Genomic DNA, 21,972 nt, shown 5'->3' with positions numbered 1-21,972 from the left:
ACACCCTGAGCAAGATCCCTCGAGTCGTTCAGGACGCTTTCACTCGTTGATCACTGCGTGAAGTAGAACGCATCCGGCTAATTTCGCTCAGCAGATCAGGCTTGGAACGCCACTAGGTTCGTCGAAGCTGGCTTCCGTCTTCGACGAACTCGCCAGTCTCGATCGCGTGGTCGATGATCGCCTCCACTTCGTGCCCCTCGAGCTCGTAGGCCCCTGCGGCGAGGCCCTCGACGTCCGATCGCGCCATCGGGAACTCGCGGTTACTGAGGAGGCGAAGTACTTTCCCGTAGGCCGCTGGTGGTCGGTTTCGATCGTCTGTAGTCGCAGGTTCACTCGAGTCCGTTCCGTCGCTCGAGTCACCGGCAACCGACCCAGCCGATACAGTTTCGTCGGCGTCGACCGAATCGTCCTCGGCATCTCCCTCTCCACCGGCACTCGAGTCGTCGGATTGATCGGCCGGCTCGACGTTGGTGGTCTCCGCGGTCGCCTCGGCAGGGTCGTCGGGTGCGTGCGTGTCGGCGTTCGTCTCGACCGACGACGTGGGCGCACCGAGCGTGATCCCCTCGGTAGCCGTTCGCTCCCTGTGGCTGGCGTCCGTGGTCGCGTCGCTCTCCTCACCCTCGGTTCGGTTCCCGTCGAGCAGGCGGTCGAATAGCGGTTCGAGCAACGACTCGAGGCGAGTCTGACAGGCCTCACAGAGGACGACTCGGCGCTGTTCTGCCTCGGTTGGCTCGAGCGGCTGTGGGACGACCTCGAACGTGCCAGTGGCCGTCCGCTCACAGAAGTCACAGGTCTGGATTGCGCGCATAGCAGGCCGTCCGTGTCGAACGGTAAAAAACGTGTGTCAGACGGCCGTCGACGCCTCGAGAGGCGACCGTCCGCGGGCGTTGCACGGATCGAAAGAGGTCGACACAGTCATGTGCCACGCCAGCATACACCACATAGCCTGTCACTGGGTAGGGGTACCGAGGACGGGCGAAGACGAATCGAATCCGCCAACCACCATCGAATTCGGCCGATCGCGCGCAGGGTCGGCCGGTTCCCCTTGTTGTGGAAATGGGAACGGGCACCACACAACACTCTCAGCGAGTGAGCAGTACACAGTTCGTTTTCAGCGAGCGATCAGTATGGCATTACGCGATCTCGAGCACCGACTCAGCGGCCGACTCGACGGCCTCGAGCATTGGCTCGGGCCCATACACGCCCAGTCGCCACTGGGCCTGCTGGGCGGCCTGAAGACCCTGAACGAGCGGCGACTGTTCGTGTAAGCGTCGGACGGAGCCAGCGACGACGACCTGGGTGTCGGTCTCGGGCATACTCGGGCGACCGGGGCAATCGAGGATCACCGACCCCGGCTCGACGCCTGCCTCGTCGGCGATCTCGGACTCGAGGGTGCGCTGATCCGCGTCATTCGTCTCGAGGAGCCAGTCGGGAACGGCCTCGAGTTCGGCCCAGACGGCGCGTTTGTAGAGGCGCCGTTCGACGAGACGTTTGGCGGCGTCCGCCGTCTCCGGGCACTCCCGCAGGGCCGCCAGGAGTTCGGCGTCGGTCATCCGGGCGAAGCGTTCGGGGGCGAGATCGGTCGAATCGAGCAAGGTTTCGGAGGCACGCTCGAGCATCGAGCCGGCGATCCGGGAGACGTGGTGACGATACACCGTCGCGTTCATCAGCGCCCGGGCGACGAGCAGACTCTCCGCCGTCGGCACGTTCCCCTCCTCGAGGGCGAGCGTGCCGTCGACGAACTGGAGGACGCGAACGAGCCGTCCGGGGTCGACCGTCCCGTACGGCACGCCAGTGTGGTGGGCGTCCCGGACGAGGTAGTCCATTCGATCCACGTCGAGGTCACCCGACACGAGCTGGCCGAGTTTTCCCTTCCCGGCGATCAGATCGGCGACGACGTCCGGGGCGAGCCCGTGTGACTCGAGGACGGCCGCGAGTTCGGAGGACTCGAACAGGTGGTGGACGTCGTCGTGGTGTCGACCGAGGCGACGCTCGATGATCCGTTCGGTCTGGTGGCCGTAGGGGCCGTGGCCGACGTCGTGGAGGAGTGCTGCCGCGCGGACGGCCTCCGCGCGCGAGCCGTCGATGCCGAGCTGGGTGAGCGCTTGCCGGGCGAGGTGGTAGACGCCGAGACTGTGTTCGAAGCGCGTGTGGCTGGCCGAGGGGTAGACGAGGCGCACCGTCGAAAGCTGTTTGACGTGTCTGAGACGCTGCATCGCCGCCGTGTCGAGTAAGTCCCGGGCAACGCCGTCGACTTCGACGTAGTCGTGGACGGCGTCTTTGATCGCGTTCATATCTCTTCTCGAGGCGGCCACGACAAAATGGAATCGGAACGGCGACGACCCCACCGGACGGGCCACCGTGCGGAGACGAAAGCAAAAAGCCGCTCACCCAGACCGAAAGGCCCGTCAGGCCGGCCGTCCTCGAGTCACGTATGCCAACCGTGACGAACCGCGGCGCGTCACTCTACTACAGCGTCGACGGTGAGGGGCCGCCGATCGTTTTTATCGCCGACGCGGGACTCGGCGGCTGGCTCTGGGGCTGGCAACACGCCGCTCTCGCCGGCCCCTTCGAAACGGTCATCTGGGATCTGCGTGGAACCGGGCGATCCGACGCCCCCGGAGGCCCGTACGCGCTCGAGACGCTCGTGAGCGACTTCGAGGCCGTCTGCCGGGCCGTCGGTGCTCGACGGGTCAACGTCGTCGGCCTCGGCCTGGGTGGGGCGATCGCGCTCGCGGCCGCCCACCGAACGAGCCGCGTCGAAACGCTGACGCTGATCGGGACGGCGGCCCACGAATCGGCGTACGACCTCGAGCCCATGGGAGCCCCGCTCGAGGATGTCGAATCGAGTGATCAGTACGATAGAGACGACGTCCGTCGTTCCACCGCAGCCATGCTCTCTCCCGACTTTCGGAACCGCCACCCCGACGTCGTCGACGGCATCGTCGATTGGCGGCTCGAGGGTGACGCCACGCCTGCGGGCTTTCACGCTCAACGCGGGGCACTCTCGGGATTCGACGCCCGCGACTGGCTGGTCGACGTGACCCAGCCGACGCAGGTGCTCCACGGGATGGCCGACGAACGCGTTCCCGACTCGGCCGGTCGCGACCTCGCTCGCGGGCTGCCACGAGGGTCCTTCGTTCCCCTCGAGGGGGCCGGTCACCTCGCGAACGTCGAACACTCGAGAACCGTCAGTGATCGGTTATTTGGATTCCTCGAATCGCAACGGGAGTCGTTGTGACGGACGGCATTCGTATACATAGAATTTGACATTTACCGGTGGCTTCATGCTCACTCGATACCTTCCTTCAGCCGCGCGGGGTTGGGGGCAACCGTCTGTCGATTTGATCGTCGGCTGGCAGTCCGTTCCGCCCTCACAATCACCACCAACCACCACCATTCCCCGCGTCATTTTCAACTGGACTGGTACTCGCATTCGTTCGTCACAGTCCCCTCTGCCCTGAGCCTCGAGACACCTCCCTGGTCGTCCGTTCATAGCCCGCAGGTCACAAGGGCTTACTGTCCGGAGCGTATTGGAACCACCAATGACACAGGTGCGACTCGCGTTGCTCAACGCCGCCTACGACGGCGAGGAGACGCGACGGAACTTTCGGCGCGAACTCGACGCGTCGCTCGCTGAGTTCGACATCACCGACGGCGACCTCCCGGAGACGTTCGCCTACGACGGCGTCGTCATCACGGGCTCGAGAGCCTCGGTGTACTGGGACGAACCGTGGATCGAACCGGCGAAGGAGTGGGTCGCCGAGGCGATCGACCGCGACATTCCGTTTCTCGGGGTCTGCTGGGGGCACCAGCTGCTCGCGGACGTCCTCGGCGGCGCCGTCGACGACATGGGCGAGTACGAGGTCGGCTACAGCGAGATCGAACACACCGGCGACTCCTCGCTGTTCGACGGCATCGACAGTCGATTCACCGCCTACACGAGTCACTCCGACGCCGTCCTCGAGCTGCCACCGGGGGCGACGCCCATCGCCGAAAACGAGTACTCGAACCACGGCTATCGAGCAGGCCGGGTGTTCGGCGTCCAGTTCCACCCCGAGTTCGACCAGGCGACGATGCGAAAACTGCTGCACAACAAGGAACTCGAGGACGAGACCCGCGAGCGTCTGCTCGCCGACGTCACCGACGAGAATCACGCGAAGACGCGACCGGCGAGCCTCGTCTTCGAGAACTTTACCGAGTACGTCCGCGAACTGCAGAGGAATGCGGTTGCGGACGGGGCTCGAGACGTCTCAGTGTAGGTGCCCGGAGAATCTGGGAGAACACTTTTCTCAGTAGCACGTTCTACTAGCCACCATGAGTACATCGGTCAAAGTAACCGACCGGACGAAATCCCGCCTCGAGGAACTACAGGCCGAAATACGTCTCGAGACGGGGAAGAACGTCACACAGCAGGCGTTGCTCGAGCGAATTGTATCGGAGACGTACGAATCGAAAGCTGCGCTGATCGATTCGTTTCGTGACGAGTTCGAGTCGCCGTCAGAAGCGGAGATCGATCAGTGGTTGTCGGGGACTTCTGACTGGGGAATCGAGACGACTGAGGAAGAAATTGACGACGTTCTCTACGGCGAATGAGTCTGCTGATAGATACTGGCGTATTCGTCGCACTTCAAAACGAGCGTGACGAACACCACGAGAGCGCGACGAATGCGATGAAAACGGCGATAGATGGTGAGTTCGGTGCGCTATACACGAGCGATTATGTGTACGACGAAACGGTAACACTGGTTCGAAAACGAACTGGAACGTACCGCGAGGCTCGAATCGTCGGTGACAGGATCGCCGGACGGGGGCAGTTTCCCGAGCTGATCGACCTACTGTTCGTTTCCGCCGAGGAATTCGATCGGTCTGTTCGAACGTTCGAACGGTACAACGACCACGCACTGAGCTTCACGGACGCGAGTACAATTGCGCTTCTCGGGGAATACGATATCGACGCGGTGTTGAGTTTCGACGACGACTTCGACGGTATCGTCGATCGAATCGATCCAGACACCTTATAAACAGTCGAATCCCCTGTGAACCTTCACTCGAGGCCCGCCGTCTCCGCTTCTCCGAGCGCTTCCACGATGAGTTCGGCGACGTCGACGATTTCGATCTCGTCCTCGAAGTCGCCGGTCTTGCGGCCGTCTTCGTACATCGTCATACACATCGGGCATGCGACGACAAATTTTTCGACTGCAGCGCCTGCGTCGGTGTCCTCGAGCGCCTCCCGGAGGCGTTCCTCGCTGGGCTTTGGCTCCTCTTCGAAGTCCATCCAGAGGCCGCCGCCACCGCCACCACAACAGAACGAGTCCGCGCGGTTGCGTGGCATCTCGTAGAGCTCACAGCCAGTGGCCGTCACGAGTTCGCGCGGGGCCTCGTACTCGTCGTTGTACCGTCCCAGGTGACACGGGTCGTGGTAGGTGACGGTGTAGTCGAGTTCGGTGCCCGACAGCGGGAGGCCCCCCGAGGTGACGAGTTCCTCGACGGCCTGCGTCCAGTGGAGCACCTCGACCGAGCCGTCCTGGTTCCAGTACTCGTCGTACTCGAACGGCATCATCGGGTCGTCCGCGAACTCCGCGAAGTCGACCTCCGGGTACTCGTTTTTGAACGTGTTGTAGCTGTGCGGGTCGGTACAGATCAGCTTCTCGAACTCGCAGGCCTCGAACGACTCGACGTGGTGGCCCGCCAGCTCGAGGTAGAGGAACTCCTCGCCGACACGGCGGATGTCGTTGCCGTCGTACTTCTCGTCCTCGAAGAGGATACCGAAGCTGACGTCGGCGGCGTCGAGAATCGTCGCGAGCGAACGGGCGACCTGCTTGTTGCGCTCGTCATAACTCGGGAAGTCACCGACGTACCAGAGGTACTCGACGTCTTCTTCGCGGGCGTCGGTTACCTCGACGTCGACCTCCTCTGCCCAGTCGCCGCGGTTTCGCGGGGAGTTGCCGAACGTGTTGCCGTTTTGCATGACGTTCTGGAAGACGTCCTGCATGCTCGATTTCACGTCGCCCTGGTCGACCATCTGGCGGTTGAGTCGGGTGAACGACTGGAGGTGTTCGATCTCGACGGGACAGGCGTCCATACAGGCCATGCAGGCCATACAGGACTCCATCGTCTCTGCGTCGATGACCGAAGTGCCGCCGTCGGCAATGATCGGCTTCGGTTCCGCGCCGTCGTCGAGGCCCTCACGGTAGGTTTTCAGGTCGAGGATGACGTCCCGTGGATCGAGCGGCCGATTCGACGCTTTCGCCGGACAGACCGACGAACAGCGGCCACACTTGGTACAGGCGTCCTGGTCGAGCATCTCCTTCCAGGTGAAGTCGTCGATAGACTCTGCGTTCGTCGCGTCCAGGTCGGCAGGAACGCCGGGGAGACGCGCACCCGCTTTCTCGTCTCGAGTGACGACGTTCGCGAACGACGAGAGTATGTGGAACGGCTTGGCGTAGGGGATCCACGCGATGAAAAACAGCGCGAAGATCGAGTGAGACCACCAGAGCCACCAGTGGAACGTATCCGCCAGCGATTCGGTCATTCCCATCGGTTCGAGTGCAGCGAGCGACATGGCGATCCCCCAGCCGACGAAGCTCACGACCTCGAACTCGGGCATCCCCGTCGCGTAAATCCGAACGCCCTCGAGGGCGAATCCGCCGACGCCGAGGATGAAGAGCAGCCAGATGAACAGATCGTCTTCGAAGGATGTGTGACGCCCCCACAGACGGTGGTTGCGTACCCAGTAGCGTCGGTACATCGCCATCCCGATCCCGACGACGAACAGCAGGCCCATCGCGTCGACCATGAACTGGTAGGCCAGATAGAAGTCGCCGTACCAGAACGAGGTATCGGTCACGAGCCCGTAGGCGTACTCGTCGAAAGCGAGGATCGAGGTCGCGATAAACAGTGAGAGAAAGCCCCAGAAAATAAATGCGTGCATCAAGCCGCCGTAGAGGTCGCGATTGAACTGTTTCTCGTTGGTCAGGACGATCTTCGCCGCGGTGACCACCCGACTCGGGAGGGCGTTGACGCGAGCGAACGGGTCGGCGTCCCCCTCGGCGTATCGTGCGAAGCGCGCGTACACACCGTACAGGAAGACGAGGATTGCGACGGCGGCGAGAAAGTAAAACAGGACTTTCTCCACCGAGGAGATCCCGTAGTAGGTCTCCCGTGTCACCTCCGACTGCGCTACAACTATCATGTACTATGACGTGGCGAGACGCTACTTAACTCTTGTCACAAGCCCCAGTAGCGACCCCGTCGCCCTCTTCCGGGAATCAGAACCTGGTTGTGAGTTTATGTTCGGGCAAGTGAGGTGTTCGCGACCGACGCTATCTGGCAACAGGCTTAAATAGCCGCCCGTCGCCAGTGTGCACTCATGAACGAGAAAACCGAGGAACTTCGAGACATCTTCACCAGCGTCACCGACGGCGAAGACACGGTCACCGAATCCCAGGAAGACACCCGGGGATCGCTCGAGAAAGACGAGCGAACCGTCGACGAGCGCCTCGGGACGCTCATCCACCAGATGCGCGAGCGGTACGGATTCGAGACGCCGCTGTCGGACGACGAACTCCGAACCGTCGCCAAACGGTACTACGACCGCGAGAGCGACGCCACTATCGCCGAAGAACTCGGCGTCCCCGAATCAACGATCTTCGAGGCTCGCCGGGCTCTCCACCTCGTCGACGAGGGCGACGCCGACGAGGTCGACCTCGTCGCGATCCGCGAACGCGAAGAGGACGACGCCACGATCGCAACGGAGTACGACGTCGATCCGGAGACGATCCGCCGGTATCGGCTCGTCGCCGCCGCCAAAGAGGAGTCGCGAGCGGCGAACGATCGCTACCGTGACGAGTTCGACAGCCTGCTGGCTGACGCCGATCTCGCCTCCCGGATGGCGACGGACGTTCGCGAGGACGGGCTCGAGGATGCGACCGAGGGCATGGAAACGGACGTCTCCTTCTAATTCGACTCGACGGGACACCACGAGTTCCCGCCACTGCCGTTCGACCGCCCTCGAGCCGGCGGACTATACTCGAGCCGACGGTTTATATATGAAGACGGGGCCAGACGGGCCATGTCCCTCGTCGCGTTCAGCGATCTTCGGATGGCCACGTACTGTCCGCGGAAGCTGTACTACGCCCGCCGCGATCCCGATCGGGAGCCGCCGGCACGGGTCGCCACCGTCCGCAACCTCGCCACGCGCTATCCCGACCTGCTCGCCGCGAGCGACGACGCTCTCGAGGCCGAACCGATCGAACTCGAGGCCCCGGTGTACAGAGCCAGGCTGTCTCGAACGCGGGATCGGCTCTCCTCGCTCGAGACCGAGACGCCGGGGAAATCGCCTGCCTCCGATCAGGCCACGCGTACCGACGACCAGAGCGACCGAAATCGCTGGAACGACCTGTGTGAACCGACCAAAACCGACGCGCTGGTTACCGGTCGGGACTGTCGCGGCATCGTTCACAAAATCCTTCACGACCCCCTCGAACCGGTGCTCGTGTCGGCCGGACGCCCACCCGAGCAAGGCGTCTGGAAGCCACAGCGCGTCCACGCCGTCGCCGCCGCCAAGGCGCTCGCCTGGGAACACCAGCGGCCGGTCGGCGGCGCGTGGCTCGAGTATCCGGCCTACGGCGAGATTCGCCACGTGCCGATGACGACCCGTCGGAAGGCCGAGTACCGCCGGGCGCTTCGCACCGTCGCCGAGATCGATGGCCCGCCACCACGTATTTCGAACCGGGAGAAGTGCTCGGCCTGTGCGTACGCCGACACCTGCGGGGTACGGACGCGGAGTCTCCGTTCGTTGCTCGGGTTCGGGTAGGCCCGTATCGATGATCAAACAACGCCGACGGTACTCGAGAATCGATACAGACCTCAGTGAGCCCCCAGCCAGCCCTCGATCTCGTCGGCGTGTGCGCCTCGTCGATGGATCGTCCCGGCAGAAACGTCGACGACGGTGCTCTCGGTACCCCCGGTTTCCCCAGCCTCGAGGACGACGGCGACGGCCTCCCGAACCGACGGATCGAGATCCGCGTGGTGTCGGACGCTCCCGCTCCCGCTGACGTTCGCGCTCGTCGCCGTGATCGGCGTCGCCGCCCGTTCACAGAGGCGCAACGCGAGCGGGTGATCCGGCACCCGAATCCCGACACGGTCGCCACCGGCAGTCAAGACGTCCGGAACGACCTCGCGGCGGCGACAGAGCACCGTCACGGGACCGGGCAGAAACCGGGCCATGAACTGGCGTTCGCGGTCGCTCGCGCGGACGTACTCGAGCGCCGACGGCACCGAGGGGACGGCGAGGGAGATCGGCTTCGATCGATCCCGGCCCTTGATCTCGAAGACGCGTTCGACCGCGTCGGGGTCGAGGGCGTCTGCACCGAGGCCGTACACCGTTTCGGTCGGATAGACGACGGCCTCGCCGGTTCGAATCGCCGTGGCCGCTCGCCCGAGATCGCTCATACGTACACCACCGTCAGGTTGTGGGGAGCAAAAACGTACCGCGTTGGTCTCGAGCGATCCCCGGGCGCTCGCGATTCCCGTGTTGCTCAATCCCGTTCCGATTCCAGTTCTCGCGCCGACGAGAGATCCGACGTTGCCGGCCCCTCGAGCAGCGTCCCATCGGGCTCGAATCGGGAGCCGTGGCAGGGGCAGTCCCAGGTACACTCCGCGTCGTTCCAGTCGACGAGACAACCGGTGTGGGGGCAAACCGCCGAGCGAGTGTGTAACTCGCCGTCGTCGTCCCGTGCCGCGGCGATCGGTCTAGGGCCCTCACGAAGCACTCGACCCTCACCTCGCTGGATCGCCGACGTGTCGGGCGAAACGAGCGTCCGAACCCAGTCCGTGACGAACTGGCTCGCCGCGTCGGCGTTTTCGGTGACGGCCTTCGACAGCGACGCTTTCGGGGTGAACCGAAGCGGGTCGAACAGCTCGAGCGCCGGTGGCTCATCTCCCGCGATGGAATCGGCGAGGAGACGACCCGCGGCGGTTCCCGACGTCATCCCCCAGCCACCGAAGCCGGTCGCGATGGAGACGCTCCGTGCGCCTGGGCCGGCACGGCCGATCAACGGGAGCCGATCGACCGAGACGTAATCCTGGGTCGACCAGCGGTAGGCGACGGACTCGACGGGGAAGCGATCACGGGTCCACCGAAGCAGGCGTCGGTATCGTTCGGCCGTGGAGCCCCCCTGTCCTGTCTTGTGCGGTTCGCCGCCGACGAGGAGGAGCGTCCCCGACCCATCGCGGTGGGATCGTACGGAGTGATAGGAGTCGTCCGCCCGGTAGTACATCCCTTCGGGTGGCTCGACGCCGATTCGTAGGCCGAGGACGTACGATCGTTTTGGATACAGCCGGGTGAAATAGCCCGCCCGGTCGAGGAGCGGGAACCCGGTCGCGAGGACGACGTGATCAGCCGTCACCGACGCACTTTCGGTCTCGACGCGGGGCCGGTTCCCCGGGTGAACCGATGTGACGCGCGTCCGTTCGTGGATCCGTGCCCCGTCGTTCTCGTGCAGGGCCTCGGCGATCCCGAGGAGGTACGCCCGTGGGTGGAACCACGCCTGGTCGTCGAACTTGACGGCCGCCATCGCCCGTTCGAACGGGGGGACGGACCGAACCAGGGACGCAGGTAAGCCGGCCGCCCGAGCGGCGTCAGTCTCCCGGCGCAACTCGTCGGGATTGTCACCGTAACAGTACGCCGGCTGGCGTTCGAACCCGCAATCGATCTCGAGCTCGTCGACCCGCGCTTCGACCGCGTCTATCGCGGCTTCGTTGACCGTGGCGTACTGGCTGGCCGCGTCGCGACCGAACTGCTGTCGAAGGGAATCGTAGCACAGGCCGTGCTGACTCGTCACCTTCGCCGTCGACTTCCCCGTCGTTCCGCAGGCGACGCGGTCGCGTTCGAGCACAGCAACCGTCAGCCCCCGGTCACGGAGTTCGATCGCCGTCGAGAGACCGGCGATACCGCCGCCAACGACGCAGACGTCGGTCTCGAGGTCGTCCTCGAGCGCGGGATACGCCGCATCGGGCGTTGTCGCCAGCCACGGCGAGGTCGGTTCCCCAGGTAGTTCGTCGACGCGGCGCGTGAACTCACCGGACATGGGTCACGAATGCGGTGCCAACGGGCAAAAAACAGGTGGGCGATCCTGCGTGGACAGTCAGGTTCGATGGTGGTGGCCCCCCATCAGCACCACAACAACTCACTCGAGCAACGACGGCAACTCGTTCACCGACTCGAGGACGGCCGCGGCACCCTCACGGTCGTATTTTCCCCGGCCGGTGTCGCCGGTCAGCCCCCCGGTGAGGACGCCGACGCCGTGGTAGGTTCGGTCGGGGTCGACCTCGCTCGCGTTGACCGCCGTTCGGACGTCGTCGAGGGTGTCCCCCACGAAGACGATCGTGTCGGCGTCGAATCGTTCAGCGAGCGTTCGCAGCGCGCGCGGGTGTGGTTTGCCCTCCTCCCAGTCGTCCATCGTAAACCGGTGATCGGCCGACACCTCGAGCCCCACACGTTCGAGGGCGATGTCGGCCTCGGCGGCCGGACGACCCGTGAGGACGCCGACTTCGTAGCGGCCAGTGAGGACGTCCCGCGTGTCGGGGTCGAGCAACAGCGGTTCGTCGTGGATGAACCCCCGCCACTCGATGTCGGGATCGCTGCCCTCGAGCGCTCGGTACAGGTCGCTCCCGAGGTACAGTTGCTGGAAGACGTCCCGGAGGCTCTCGCGATCCCAGCGGCGACGGACGCGCTCAGTCGCTCGTGCACCGATCTCCGTTCGGACGACGATTTCAGCGGCCTCGATCCCCCCGCCTTCGGCGGCGATGGCATCGGTGAAGGTCTCGAGCGACTGCTGGTAGCCCTCGCCGGCGGCCAGCACGTAGAGCGCGGCGGCGTAGGTGAGTTCCCAGTCGTTGTTGAACCCGCCCGCGTCCTTGAACAGCTGAATGTCCTCCTTGCGAATCGTCCGGTCGTACACTCGCTCGACGGACTCGACGATGGCCCGGCGATAGGAGTCGGCGACGTCGACTACCACTCCGTCGATGTCGAGGACGACGGCGTCTGCGTTCATGGGCGAAGCGTGGCGGGCCACCCGTATGGACGTATCGACTCCGCGTTGGTGCGTCTGACGATCGCGTTAGCGCGATAGACGACTATCGACTCCGTATTGACGCGTTAGATGACCGCTCCGACGAGTACGAACGTGGCGATGGCGAGCCCCAGCGCGTACAGTACGTCGGCGTAGGCCCACGAGAGCAGGTTGGCCAGGTAGATGAGAACGACGAACGGAATCCCCGCGATGACGAGCGGCGCGGTTCGCCACTCCGAGCGCGTTCGCGTCCACAGCGTGTTCGCGTCGCCGGTGCTCGGGAAGGCGTGCAGTCCCGTGGCAAATCCAACCCATGCGAGCGCGATCGTACCGCCCAGGATCTCACGCGGGGCGGCGAGCAGCGTCTCGAGCAGCGCCAGGGTGGGCTCGAGCGGCCCAGTCGTTAGCGTCGACAGGAGGAGCCAGCAGCCGGCGAACAGCGCACTCGCGATCACGGTGTTGACGAAAAACGGGGCGACGCTAATAGCAAACGACGTCAGGTACCGGGACGGTTCGTGATGTCGGACGTATCCCGGCGGGTCACCCAGCCTGAAGTACGCGACCTCCGTCACGGGGACACCAGTCATGTCACAGGCAAGTTTGTGTGCGAACTCGTGGACGACGACGCCCGGGGCAGTCAGGAGGTTCCAGAGGTGGGCACCGAGTGGCATACGCTGGCTCTCGAGCGGTGGGTTGTAATGGTATGGTTTCTGGACGTTCCGCGATCCACACGATTATTCTTCGCAGAAGACGCCAGGACAGGGATTTGAACCACGGTCGGACGTACTCGCTCGCGTTGCTCGCTCCGTGCGACCTCCCTGATTCAAATCCCCGTGTATCGCGCCTCGTGATTTCGAATTGCTCGCGTCGCTACGCGCCGCTCCCAGGGTGTGAAATCACGATAGCGCCAGGACAGGGATTTGAACCCTGAATCCCGAAAGGGAACACGCTTTCCAGGCGTGCGCCTTACCGTTCGGCCATCCTGGCTCACTCGAGCATAACCGGGTCGGTCGTTTAACTGTTACGTATAGGCGTCGGCGGTACCGAGCGCCGTGTCCTCATTTCGCACTCTTACTACCACCATCACCATCGCCATCGCCATTACGATCCCCAGCGCGAGCACGGGCGGCAGACCACGCCGCGATCCGGTGCTCGAGCAGGTACGCGGCGCCCGCTGCGCCGATCCCGACGAGCACCGCGACCACGAACCCCTGGGTGATCGACACCAGCGGCTCCCGGAGGAGCGCGTACCCCTGGACGAGCACCAGGAAGGCCATGAACCCGACGGCCCCCCAAAGGAGGGCCGACTTCACGCGAACGTCCACGGACGACTACTCGAGGCTGGCGATCGCTTCGATCTCGATGCCGACGCCTTTGGGGAGGTTCGCGACCTCGAACGCACTCCGGGCCGGTGGTTCGTCGCCGAAGTAGCCCGCGTAGACCTCGTTCATCGCCTCGAAGTCCTCGATGTCGGCGAGCAGGACGGTCACCTTCAGGACGTCGTCCATCGTCGCTCCGGCTTCCTCGAGGACGGCCTCGATGTTGTCGAGGGACTGTTCGGTCTGAGTGGCGATCGGTTCGTCGTCGAGCAGGTCGCCATCGGGGGTGAGCGGGATCTGGCCCGCCGTAAAGAGCAGGGAGTCGTCGGTCGTCGCCTGGCTGTACGCGCCGACGGCGGCGGGTGCGTCGTCAGTGCTGATAATGCGCTTCATACGCGGAGAGATTCGCCAGGGTGACTTAAAAACCGGCGAAACGGAAGCGACTACGTCAGCGTCAGATCCCACCGGAGCGAGTGACATCTTATTCGAGATAAACACTTAATTACCCGTTATTCGTTATCAGTGTCATATGTCACTGGGGACACGATCAACGTCAGGTGGGATCGGTATCGTGGATCGCTTCAAAACCGGGTGGACGCTCACGAAGGACAGCTTCAGTGTGATTCGCCACCATCCGAAGCTCGTGGTGTTCCCGCTGCTCGCCGGACTCTCGAGTCTCTTCTTTTTCGTCCTGTTTTTCGTTCCCCTGCTCGTCGCGAATCTGGTCGGCAGCGGCCTCGAGTACGTCGTCCTCTTCGGCCTCTATTTCGTTACCACGTTCTTCAGCACCTACTTCTCCGCGGCGTTAGTCTACGGCGCGAACGAGGCGTTTCACGGGCGAGAGCCCGGCATTCGCAAGTGCATGGGAGCCATCAACGATCGACTGGGGCCGATCATCGTCTGGTCGGCGATCGCTGCAACCGTCAGTATCATCTTGAAATCGCTCGAGGAGGCCGACAATCCGATCGCCTCACTGCTCGGGACGCTGTTCGCCGTCGGCTGGTCGATCATGACGTTCCTGATCGTCCCCGTGATCGTCTTCGAGGACGTCTCGGTGACCTCGATGTTCAAAAAGAGTGGGAGCGCGTTCAAGGAGACCTGGGGTGAGACCATCGGTGCCGGCTTCGGGATCACCCTGATCGTCGGCCTGCTCGGCATCGGAATGGTGGCGCTCGCGCTGGTCGTCTCCGTTCCGGTGGCCGCAGTGTTCCCCGGGCCGGGGATTGTCCTCGGCATCTTCCTCGTCGGCGGCGCGTTCGTCACCGCCTACCTGCTCAACCAGACCGTCTGGGGGATCGCCAAGACGGCGCTGTACGTCTACGCCGTGGAGGGCGAAACGCCCGAGGACTTCGAGAACTTCGACTTCGAGACGCTCGGCGGCCGCACGGAGAAGTCGGCGACGCCGGGTCGAGCGGACGCGGCGAGTGTTCGGATGGACGACTGACCGCTCATCGTCTTCCGCCTCGAGACCCAGGTTGCCAACGGATACCACACCGGCCACAACGTTAACTAACAGGCGTCCGACCCACCGGTGATGGTCGATATCGACGACATTCGCCGGGCGTACGACGAGTTAGCCGACGGGTACCTCGAGGAACGATCCACGTCGGACCTCGGGATGGAACTGCTCGAGCCGTTTCTCGAGTCGCTGCCCGCCCAGGCGCTCGTTCTCGACGCCGGCTGCGGGCCGGGCAGGCCCGTTCTCACCCGGCTGAGCGACGACCCGGACGTGAGTGCCGTCGGAATCGACCTCTCTCGGGTACAACTGGAGCTGGCGGCGGCGAACGCCCCCAACGCGTCGCTCGCGCAGGGTGATATGACCTCGCTCCCCGTCCAGAGCGAGTCGTTCGACGCGGCCGTCGCCTACTGGTCGTTGATCCACGTTCCCATGGACGACCACCCGACGGTTCTCGAGGAGTTCGCCCGGGTGTTGCGCCCCGGTGGTCGCGTCCTGCTCTGTGAGGGAACGACCGAGTGGGTCGGCGAGAACCCGGACTGGCTCGAGCGCGGCGTGCACATGCAGTGGGACATCGCCGGCCCCGAGAAGGCGCGAGCACACCTGCAGGACGCCGGGTTTTCCATCGTCGACGTGTGGGGCGGCCCGTCCTCGCTGGCGACTGATCGGGCTGACGAGGACGACGATAACGGCAATGGAGAGGATGGCGACGATGACGCCCCCTGGACATTCTTCGAGGCACGACTCGAGGGGTGAGGAGTGGGCTCAAACGGCGACAAACACTGGGTATGGTCTATACTATAGTTTCTAAAGTAAACACTACAGATTTGGTAACATTTTACGACAGAATTTGTGACTCGAGTCACGAGAGACAGCGACGACTCGAGGGAAGGAAATCACGAACGCGAACAGCCTCGAGCAGGTCGCTATCCGCCCTTGATCATCCGCAACACGGTCATCGTCTCGGTGTCGATCGGTTGATCCTCGGGCACCGGACGGCCGTCGACGAGGACGCTCACCTCGTGGGGACTCAGATCGACGGCGGCCAGCGCGTCCGCGTAGGTGGGCACCTCGCCGTCGTCCTCGAGTGACTCGAACGCGAGTTCCTGCACCCCTTCACCTTTGACGTCGACGGTGACGCGAGTGGACATTCCTACGCGTCGTTGCCCTCGAGTGCACTTGAGCGCGTCGCTCAGCCGTCTTCGTCATCGAGGGTCGGGCATCTCGTGGCGTCGGCGTGACCTTACCGTGGCCCTGACGCCGCTTCGGTGACACCTGTATCCGACTCTGGTTGACTGACACGGCGGCGGTGCGCGACCAGCCCACCCGCGAGCGCGCCGAGACCGAGCACGGTGATCAGGAGGTTCAGGAACCAGCCGACGATCGGCACGAGCGTCAGGAACGCGCCCGCGACCAATCCCACGACGAGGGCCAGCCAGCGGTTGCGGACGTCGATCAGCGAGAGCGCCCACGCGGCGACGGCGAAGCGGCCGTAGACGATCCCGACCCAGACGAACAGGGCGAACGCGAGCATCCCAACCAGCGCGATCGGAATGCCGATGACGGTGATCGCGATCGCGACCAACAGAATCGGGATGCCGACGAGCGCCACCAGTCCGATCGCACCCGTTCGAAGCGGATCGGTCGCCACCCTGGCCGCCACGCCGTCGGAAAACCGCGGGAACAGCGCGAGCAGGATGGCCCCCAGAAGCAGATTCGCCGCCAGGGCGTACGCCGCAGCCACCCAGGTCGCGAGGGGAACGATCACCGGGGCGAGATCCACGCCGAGCGTCGAGTCGCGCGTGATGTCGCCGGCGACGGCGTCCGTGTTCCCCTCGAGGTCGCCGTCGTACCGGAGGTCGCCCTCGATCACCGCCGTCTCCCCGAGCGTGATGACCTCGGCACCGACGGTCACGTCGCCCGCGATCGTCCCATCCAGAACGATCGTCCCGGCACCGGCCTCGAGGACGCCGTCGACGGTCCCGGTTTCGCCGACCTCGAGGGTGCCGGCGGCGACCGCGACGTCGCCGCTGACGTGGCCATGGATCTCGATGGTGCCGGCCACGCCGTTGAGGTCGCCACCGACCTCGCCACCGTCTTCGACGACGACGTTGCCAGCGACGGCGTTGACGTCCCCGGTGACGGTGCCCTCGATACGGACGTTTCCGGCGAAGGCGTTGACCTCGTCGACGGTCTCGCCGGCTTCGACGACGACGTTGCCACCGGTACCCGTTTGGGATTGGGCCAGCGCCGTTCCCGGCGCGAGCGCGACCCCGACCAGCGCCACGATGACGAGCGTGACGAGGAACTGGCGGAGGTGTGAATGAGGTGACATACTGAACGGACACCTATCTCGGTAATAAAATGCGACGGTGGTTCCACCCGAGAGGAACGATCATCCGCACCGAGAGTACGTGAAAACGTCCAGGTCGAGCACACCGAGTACACCCCTGAGTATGTACGTCTCCCGAACTCGAGCACCGATTCCACGATGACCCCAGCGACGATTCGGCGGCGACTCGAACGTTACCCCGCCAGCCGCTTCGGTCGTTTTATTGTCGGCGCTCCCCTCGTCGCGGGTATGAGCGAGGACGAGCCCGAGTCGTCACCGGAGGCCCCCCGTGAGGAGTCGGTCGCCGGCCGAACCGAAGTCTGGATCGAGAAGTACCGGCCAGAGACGCTGGACGAGATCAAAGGCCACGAGAACATCGTCCCACGGCTGGTGAGCTACGTCGAGCAAAACGACCTGCCGAACCTGCTCTTTTCGGGGCCGGCGGGAACCGGGAAGACGACCGCCGCACAGGCCGTCGCCCGCGAACTCTACGGCGAGGACTGGCGGGAGAACTTCCTCGAGCTGAACGCCTCCGACGAGCGCGGCATCGACGTCGTTCGCGACCGAATCAAGAACTTCGCGCGCTCGAGTTTCGGCGGCCACAACTACCGCATCATCTTCCTGGACGAGGCCGACGCGCTGACGAAGGACGCCCAGTCGGCCCTGCGCCGAACGATGGAACAGTTCTCGCACAACACCCGCTTTATCCTCTCGTGTAACTACTCGAGCCAGATCATCGACCCGATTCAGTCCCGATGTGCGGTGTTTCGCTTCACGGAGCTGTCGGATGAGGCCGTCGAGGCCCAGGTCAGGGAGATCGCGGCCACGGAAGAGATCGATGTCACCACCGACGGCGTCGACGCGCTCGTCTACGCCGCGGCGGGAGACATGCGAAAGGCGATCAACGGCCTCCAGGCGGCCGCCGTCATGGGCGAAACGGTCGACGAGGAGGGTGTGTTCGCCATCACCGCCACCGCCCGCCCGGAGGAGGTCGAGGAGATGGTCGAGAAAGCCATCGCGGGCGATTTCACCGCCGCCAGAGCCACCCTCGAGTCGCTACTGACCGACCGGGGACTCGCCGGCGGCGACGTGATCGACCAGCTTCACCGGTCGGCCTGGGAGTTCGACCTGGAGGAACTGGCGACGGTCAGGCTGCTCGAGCGCCTCGGCGAGGTCGACTACCGGATCACCGAGGGGGCGAACGAGCGCCTCCAGCTCGAGGCGATGTTGGCGTCGCTGGCCCTCGAGGAGTAGTTTTCCCGACGGCAGAATCGACATCGCTAGCGGCACCGAACGATTACTCGATAGTCGAGCCGTCCTCGAAGTGTTCGTCCGTCGTGTCCGTTGTGTCCGTCGATTCCGTCGTGTCTGTCGATTCCGTCGTGTCCGTCGAGTCCGTGTCATCGGAAACAACGTCCCGGAACTCGAACTGGGCCCCACCCGCGTCGCTTTCGGTCGCGGCGACCGTCCACCCGTGGGCCTCGGCGATCTGTTCGACGATGCTCAATCCGAAGCCAGTGCCGTCGTCGCTCGTGGTGTACCCCGATTCGAACACCGACTCGCGATCTGCCGCCGGAATCCCGATTCCGTCGTCGGAAACGGCGAATCCGTCCTCGAGGGGTGCCACAGTTATCGTCAGCTCGGTTTGTGTCCCGTCGTCGTCCGTCGAGTCGGGAGCGTCAGCGATCGAATGGCTTGTGGAACCATGTTCCACAGCATTCCGAAAGAGGTTCTCGAACAGTTCGGCCAGCCGCGCCCGGTCGGCCTCGAACGCGACGTCATCGCCGAGTTCGAGGACGGCATCCCCGGTGTCTACGAGCGACCACGCCTGGCGAGCGACGGCGTGGAGGGTGAGGCGTTCGGTCTCCGAAATGAGGGTGCCGTGACGCGAGAGGGTCAGGGGTTGATCGATGAGTTCGTCCATTCGATCGAGTGCATCCTCGACTTCTCGTAAATGGGTGTGGTCGCCGCTGTCGGTGACGATCTCGAGGTAGCCCTGGGCAACGTTCAACGGATTTCGAAGGTCGTGGCTGACGATGCTCGCGAACTCGTCGAGCCGTTCGTTCTTCGCGGTGAGCGCCCGTTCGTGACGTTTCTGTTCGGTGATGTCCGTGTAAATCGCGTAGCCCTCGACGCTCCGTTCACCAGCCGTCAGGGGGACGACGTTGATGAGGAAGTCCCGCACCTCCGTCGCGGTCTGGCGACGGGTGACAGTTCGAAGCGTCTCCCCCGCGAGCAACGCCTCGTTGAGCCGTTGGGCTTCCTCCTCGTACTCCGGCGGAACGATGAACTCGTCGACGTCCTCGTGAATGATCGTCTCCGCGTCGAACCCGAACACCGCCTCGAACCGGTCGTTGACCGCCTGAACGGTCGCTTCCCCACCCGAGAGTTCGTACTGGACGGTCGGGTCGGGGACGTTCTCGAACAGTGCCGAAAGCCGGTCACGCTCTTCGACCAGTTTCGTCTCCGCACGCGTCCTGGCGAGTGCTTCGGACACGTGCGAACAGAGCAGTTCGACCAGCTCGAGCGACGCCGAATCGAAAGCAGCGACCGTGTCGGAGACGGCCTGAAATACCCCCTGCTCACCGATCGGGGCGGTGAGTGCAGATCGGTACTGCTCCCACTCGTCGTCGACGGCCGCAGACTCGCCGAGATCGTCGATGATCGACGGCTCACCCGACTGGTACACCGAGCCGACGGCCCCGTACTCGAGGGACACCCGTCGGACGAAGCGCTCGTCCATCGCCGACGAGTACGCTTCGGGTACGAGTTCGTCGTTGTCGAGATCCGCCGACAGGAACACGCAGACGTCGAGTTCGAGCACGGTCTCGGTGGTCTCGAGTGCGCGCTCGTAGATCGTCCCCTCGTCGGGTGCGCCGATGATACGGGCCGCGCCTTGGTGGAGTCTGGTTAGCTGCTCGCGACGGTCGCGAAGTTCGGCTTCGACGCGAAAGCGGCTGAGCGCCTGTTCGACGTGCGTCGCCAGCAGTTCTAACAGCTCGCGGTCGACGTCATCGTAGCAGTCGACCGCCGTCGAGACCGCCTGTATGACACCGAACTCGCCGACGGGTACCGTGAGCGCCGAACGAAACCCGCCGTTGTGGTCGTTCGTCCGGTCGTCGTCGGCGGCGTCGGAGATGTAGACCGACTCGCCGGTTCGGTAGGTCTCCCCCATCACGCCGTGGGTCAGGGGGAGTGGCTCGAGATCGTCCCTGACCGGCCAGGAAGAGCGACCCCGTGGAACGAAGCTGTCTCCCTCGACGATGCCGAGGTAACAGACGTCGAGCTCGAGAATCCGTTCGGCCGCAGCGACCGTTCGTTCGAAGAGAGCAGTCTCGGTGTCGGCGCTGACCAGTTTGACGACGCTCTCGTGAAGGCTCGTCACCGTCTGTTGGCGTTCCCGGAGATGGTGCTCGACGCGAATGCGACGAATCGTCTCGCCGACGTGGGCGGCCAGCACCTCGGCCAGTTTGCGATCGACCTCGCTATAGGCAGCCGCTTCGGTCGAGATCGCCTGAAAGACGCCGTACTCGCCGACGGGGACGCTGATCGCCGATCGGTAGCTGTCCTCGTACGGGCGTGCCTCCGGTTCGGCCGCAACCTCTTCGATCAGAAATGACCGTTTCTCCCGATAGGTCTTGCCGAGAACGCCAGCCGACAGCGACGGATCAGCGACAGTGAGATCCTGTTCATCGTAGCCGCTGGTATAGACCGACGGAGGATCACCGCCATCGGCGGCGAGAACGAACGCCGAGGCGTCGAAACCGAGGACGTCGTCGGCCGTCTCGAGCGCCAGCTCGAACAGGGGCTCTTCCGATCGACAGGCGACGATCTGGGTGGCCATCTCGTGGAGTTGGGCGACTGCCGTGTGTGCAGCGTCGGTCTCGAGGTGGCCCCGTTCGAACCGTGGTTCCTCAATGGTGGTTTCTCGAGGCTGCGGTGTGTCGGAATCGGCGACCGCGGGGCGTGGCCGGTCGTCCGTTGACTCCCCGGGTGTCGGCACCGTGTCCGTGGCCGCCGAGGATCCGCGTGTCAGCCGGCGCTCGCACGAGGGCAGACAACACTGCCACTCGATTTCGTCGACCAGGTGCTCGAGGCACCGATCGTCGGGAACGGGCACGTCGAGGTTGGCGCCATCGGATGCAGTATCCTCGAGCGGATCGTCCGCGTACCGCTGTCGAACGAAGCCGTCGATCACGGGGGTCGATCTGGCGACGGCCGGATCGACCTCACCGGCTGCGAAGTAGATGGCCGGAACCGAGGCCAGAGCGGCGCCAAAGAGTTCGAGGAGCGAATCAGTGTCTGTCGCCTTTGGGGAATCAGCGACGACGGCACAATCGACGTCGGCGGTGAGCGCAGCCAGATCGGCAGCGTCGGCCACCGCGAGCACGCGGTCGTCCACACGTGCCGCCGTAGCGTCACCATCGCGAGGCTCGTCGCCGTTGACGGCAGACACTGCAGGCGTCACCGAGTAGTGCGAAGCCACCCGCTCGAGAGCACAGGCACCCGATGCTGCCGTCGGCGCGGACGCCGCGAAATACAGTAGAGAGCGGGTATCAGTCATGTGGTCGGCGTCGATCCGACACCGAGCAGTGATGTCAGTCCACGATCGCTGGCGACGGCAGTCACACAGTTCGTCGAATGCGACCGTGGTGTCCCGACCCTGCTCGTATTCACCTCTAGAAGAATCGACAATCACTAATAATCTATTGGCCCACCAGAACGGGTACGTAGCCGACTAGACAGAAGACGTCAGGGAACCACACCAGCCTCGTACGCTTCCAGGTA

At 64.2% G+C, this 21,972-nt stretch carries 21 protein-coding genes and 1 tRNA gene; 9 read left to right on the top strand and 13 right to left on the bottom strand.

What is annotated here, in order from left to right; translation table 11 throughout:
- Nucleotides 1-112 precede the first annotated feature (112 nt).
- On the bottom strand, nucleotides 113-808 hold the full coding sequence (locus NGM68_RS10440) for a hypothetical protein (RefSeq protein WP_252698067.1): 696 nt from the start codon (nucleotides 806-808) through the stop codon (nucleotides 113-115).
- Nucleotides 809-1,133: 325 nt separating this feature from the next.
- Nucleotides 1,134-2,294, bottom strand: coding sequence for an HD domain-containing protein (locus NGM68_RS10435; protein ID WP_252698066.1), 1,161 nt, complete (start codon nucleotides 2,292-2,294; stop codon nucleotides 1,134-1,136).
- A 140-nt stretch (nucleotides 2,295-2,434) separates the two neighbouring features.
- Between NGM68_RS10435 and NGM68_RS10430 the strand changes: the two genes are divergently transcribed.
- The 4 genes from NGM68_RS10430 to NGM68_RS10415 all read left to right on the top strand — a co-directional run bounded on the left by NGM68_RS10430 (nucleotide 2,435) and on the right by NGM68_RS10415 (nucleotide 5,024).
- The gene (locus tag NGM68_RS10430) at nucleotides 2,435-3,241 is read left to right on the top strand and encodes an alpha/beta fold hydrolase (RefSeq protein ID WP_252698065.1); all 807 of its coding nucleotides are present in this window, start codon (nucleotides 2,435-2,437) and stop codon (nucleotides 3,239-3,241) included.
- Between the two features lie 304 nt (nucleotides 3,242-3,545).
- Nucleotides 3,546-4,262: a type 1 glutamine amidotransferase gene (locus NGM68_RS10425; protein ID WP_252698064.1), complete on the top strand. Its 717-nt coding sequence runs from the start codon at nucleotides 3,546-3,548 to the stop codon at nucleotides 4,260-4,262.
- 55 nt (nucleotides 4,263-4,317) lie between these two features.
- Nucleotides 4,318-4,596 carry a hypothetical protein gene (locus NGM68_RS10420; protein WP_252698063.1) on the top strand — a complete coding sequence of 93 codons (279 nt, stop codon included), beginning with the start codon at nucleotides 4,318-4,320 and terminating at the stop codon, nucleotides 4,594-4,596.
- Nucleotides 4,593-5,024, top strand: coding sequence for a type II toxin-antitoxin system VapC family toxin (locus tag NGM68_RS10415; protein ID WP_252698062.1), 432 nt, complete (start codon nucleotides 4,593-4,595; stop codon nucleotides 5,022-5,024). The genes NGM68_RS10420 and NGM68_RS10415 overlap by 4 nt, the downstream gene beginning before the upstream one ends.
- A gap of 23 nt (nucleotides 5,025-5,047) precedes the next feature.
- Here NGM68_RS10415 and NGM68_RS10410 read toward each other — a convergent pair whose 3' ends face one another.
- The gene (locus NGM68_RS10410) at nucleotides 5,048-7,195 is read right to left on the bottom strand and encodes a (Fe-S)-binding protein (RefSeq protein WP_252698061.1); all 2,148 of its coding nucleotides are present in this window, start codon (nucleotides 7,193-7,195) and stop codon (nucleotides 5,048-5,050) included.
- A gap of 177 nt (nucleotides 7,196-7,372) precedes the next feature.
- Between NGM68_RS10410 and NGM68_RS10405 the strand changes: the two genes are divergently transcribed.
- Both NGM68_RS10405 and NGM68_RS10400 read left to right on the top strand, forming a co-directional pair.
- Nucleotides 7,373-7,963, top strand: a complete 591-nt coding sequence (locus tag NGM68_RS10405; protein WP_252698060.1) for a conditioned medium-induced protein 4 — start codon at nucleotides 7,373-7,375, stop codon at nucleotides 7,961-7,963.
- Between the two features lie 111 nt (nucleotides 7,964-8,074).
- Nucleotides 8,075-8,818: a CRISPR-associated protein Cas4 gene (locus NGM68_RS10400; protein WP_252698059.1), complete on the top strand. Its 744-nt coding sequence runs from the start codon at nucleotides 8,075-8,077 to the stop codon at nucleotides 8,816-8,818.
- Between the two features lie 53 nt (nucleotides 8,819-8,871).
- On the opposite strand, the gene NGM68_RS10395 is transcribed toward NGM68_RS10400, so the two are convergent.
- The 7 genes from NGM68_RS10395 to NGM68_RS10365 form a co-directional block, all read right to left on the bottom strand.
- Entirely contained in the window at nucleotides 8,872-9,456 is a 585-nt protein-coding gene (locus NGM68_RS10395) for an L-threonylcarbamoyladenylate synthase (RefSeq protein WP_252698058.1), read from the bottom strand.
- 86 nt (nucleotides 9,457-9,542) lie between these two features.
- Nucleotides 9,543-11,093 (bottom strand): FAD-dependent oxidoreductase, encoded by a 1,551-nt coding sequence (locus NGM68_RS10390; RefSeq protein ID WP_252698057.1) that lies wholly within the window; start codon nucleotides 11,091-11,093, stop codon nucleotides 9,543-9,545.
- A 99-nt stretch (nucleotides 11,094-11,192) separates the two neighbouring features.
- Nucleotides 11,193-12,059 (bottom strand): TIGR01548 family HAD-type hydrolase, encoded by an 867-nt coding sequence (locus NGM68_RS10385; protein WP_252698056.1) that lies wholly within the window; start codon nucleotides 12,057-12,059, stop codon nucleotides 11,193-11,195.
- 104 nt (nucleotides 12,060-12,163) lie between these two features.
- On the bottom strand, nucleotides 12,164-12,748 hold the full coding sequence (locus tag NGM68_RS10380) for a metalloprotease family protein (RefSeq protein WP_252698055.1): 585 nt from the start codon (nucleotides 12,746-12,748) through the stop codon (nucleotides 12,164-12,166).
- Nucleotides 12,749-12,982: 234 nt separating this feature from the next.
- Nucleotides 12,983-13,064: transfer RNA gene (locus NGM68_RS10375), tRNA-Ser, on the bottom strand.
- Between the two features lie 71 nt (nucleotides 13,065-13,135).
- Nucleotides 13,136-13,402, bottom strand: coding sequence for a DUF7981 family protein (locus NGM68_RS10370; RefSeq protein WP_252698054.1), 267 nt, complete (start codon nucleotides 13,400-13,402; stop codon nucleotides 13,136-13,138).
- A gap of 6 nt (nucleotides 13,403-13,408) precedes the next feature.
- Nucleotides 13,409-13,789, bottom strand: coding sequence for a RidA family protein (locus NGM68_RS10365; RefSeq protein ID WP_252698053.1), 381 nt, complete (start codon nucleotides 13,787-13,789; stop codon nucleotides 13,409-13,411).
- Nucleotides 13,790-13,925: 136 nt separating this feature from the next.
- Between NGM68_RS10365 and NGM68_RS10360 the strand changes: the two genes are divergently transcribed.
- Entirely contained in the window at nucleotides 13,926-14,840 is a 915-nt protein-coding gene (locus NGM68_RS10360) for a DUF6159 family protein (RefSeq protein ID WP_252698052.1), read from the top strand.
- 90 nt (nucleotides 14,841-14,930) lie between these two features.
- Nucleotides 14,931-15,608, top strand: coding sequence for a class I SAM-dependent methyltransferase (locus NGM68_RS10355; RefSeq protein WP_252698051.1), 678 nt, complete (start codon nucleotides 14,931-14,933; stop codon nucleotides 15,606-15,608).
- Nucleotides 15,609-15,778: 170 nt separating this feature from the next.
- Here the strand turns inward: NGM68_RS10355 and samp2 are convergent, their stop codons facing one another.
- Both samp2 and NGM68_RS10345 read right to left on the bottom strand, forming a co-directional pair.
- Nucleotides 15,779-16,003 (bottom strand): ubiquitin-like small modifier protein SAMP2, encoded by a 225-nt coding sequence (samp2, locus tag NGM68_RS10350; RefSeq protein ID WP_252698050.1) that lies wholly within the window; start codon nucleotides 16,001-16,003, stop codon nucleotides 15,779-15,781.
- A 92-nt stretch (nucleotides 16,004-16,095) separates the two neighbouring features.
- On the bottom strand, nucleotides 16,096-17,187 hold the full coding sequence (locus NGM68_RS10345) for a bactofilin family protein (RefSeq protein WP_252698049.1): 1,092 nt from the start codon (nucleotides 17,185-17,187) through the stop codon (nucleotides 16,096-16,098).
- A 246-nt stretch (nucleotides 17,188-17,433) separates the two neighbouring features.
- Between NGM68_RS10345 and NGM68_RS10340 the strand changes: the two genes are divergently transcribed.
- A complete protein-coding gene (locus NGM68_RS10340; RefSeq protein WP_252698048.1) occupies nucleotides 17,434-18,438 on the top strand; it encodes a replication factor C small subunit in 1,005 nt (334 codons plus the stop codon).
- Nucleotides 18,439-18,481: 43 nt separating this feature from the next.
- Here NGM68_RS10340 and NGM68_RS10335 read toward each other — a convergent pair whose 3' ends face one another.
- The gene (locus tag NGM68_RS10335) at nucleotides 18,482-21,748 is read right to left on the bottom strand and encodes a GAF domain-containing sensor histidine kinase (RefSeq protein ID WP_252698047.1); all 3,267 of its coding nucleotides are present in this window, start codon (nucleotides 21,746-21,748) and stop codon (nucleotides 18,482-18,484) included.
- Nucleotides 21,749-21,972: the final 224 nt, after the last annotated feature.

Origin of the sequence: Natronosalvus vescus, assembly GCF_023973145.1 — an archaeon.
Lineage (GTDB): Archaea > Halobacteriota > Halobacteria > Halobacteriales > Natrialbaceae > Natronosalvus > Natronosalvus vescus.
This window is presented reverse-complemented; position numbering and strand designations above follow the sequence as displayed.